Here is a 1,414-nt window from a genome sequence, read left to right on the forward strand (position 1 = left end):
TCGCATGGCCATCTCGACCAAGTGGCTCGCAAAGATTCGGATCGACCAACTGCTAGACGAGAGCGCGAAGCTGCGCCAACGCGACGATGCCATGTATCTCGGCACCGGATTCGAATGGACGCAGAGGCACTGTCAGATCGCTCACGACATCCTGCGCATGCCAACTTCGGAAATCCCGGGCCTGCCACGCTGGCTGCCCACGAACATTACCCGTGCCATTGAGGCCAGGTTTGCCCCCGCGAACAGCATCCCGGATCGTACCCCGCAGGGCCAGTCGTGGATCCACGGCATGGAGCCGAAGAAGGTTCGCGTGCCTCTGCATTACAAGGCGCTCGGCGGTCATACGGCGGTGGGTGGCACAACCGGCGCAGGCAAGACCCGAACCTATGAGATAATTTCGACACAAGTGATACATAATGGCGAAGATGTTTTAATCGTCATTGATCCAAAAAATGATCGTGATCTCAAAAAACGCATAAAAAGAGAATGCGAGCGCACCGGGCGCAAGTTCCTGTACTGGAAGCAGGCCGCGCCGTCGGAGTCGATCCGCCTCAACCCGCTGGAAAACTGGTCGCAGCCTTCCGAAATCCCCAGCCGCATCGCGCAGCTGATGGAGGAAGGCCCGTTCCGCGACTTCGCGTTCCTCTTCATCGACCGCGCCGTCAAGGGTGAGTTGTACGTGGGCGACAAGCCCAACCTGCGCTCCATCCTCAATTACGCGCAGTCCGGCATCAACAGCCTGCTGGAGCGCTGCCTCAAGCGCTTCTTCCCCGAGGCAGGCATGGCCGACTGGGAGGACGAGGTCAACGGCTTCATGCAGAAGCTTGGCCAGAAGAGCGGCGCCACCCTGCTCGACGGCATGGTGCAACTCTACCTCCAGCGCTTTGCCAACGTCGGGCGCGGCCATGAGTCGATTGACGGCCTGGTCTCGACCTTCACGCATGACCGCGAGCACTACATGCGCATCATTGCGTCCGCCCTGCCCCTGCTGCAGATGCTCGCCACCGGCGAGACCGGTCTGATGCTGGCGCCCAAGGCGGATGACTTCGAGGACGACCGGGAGATCTGGGACATCGACAAGATCATCAAGCAGAAGGCAGTGCTGTGCGTCGGGCTCGATTCCATGTCCAACAGCATCGTCGCCAAGGCCATTGCCTCGATGATCCTGTCCGACATCGCATCGGTGGCCGGCACGATCTACAACTTCTACGACAAGCCGCCAGGGGTCGTGCTCATCATCGACGAGGTGGCCGAGGCGATCAACGAGCAGGTGATCCAGATCCTCAACAAGGGCCGCGGCGCGGGCTTCAAAGCCTTTGTCGCCTTCCAGAGCCGCTCGGATTTGGAGGCGAAACTCGGTAACGCAGCAAAAATGCTGCAGGTCTTGGCGAACTTAAACAACCAGATCATCTTA

Annotated in this window: 1 protein-coding gene; it reads left to right on the top strand. The window is 59.8% G+C overall.

The features are described from left to right. Window positions 1-1,414, top strand: a 1,414-nt coding sequence (gene traD, locus ACYP5B_RS46070; RefSeq protein WP_459574037.1) for a conjugative transfer system coupling protein TraD, incomplete at both ends; no start/stop codon positions are given.

It is taken from the genome of Cupriavidus sp. 8B, from assembly GCF_054589115.1.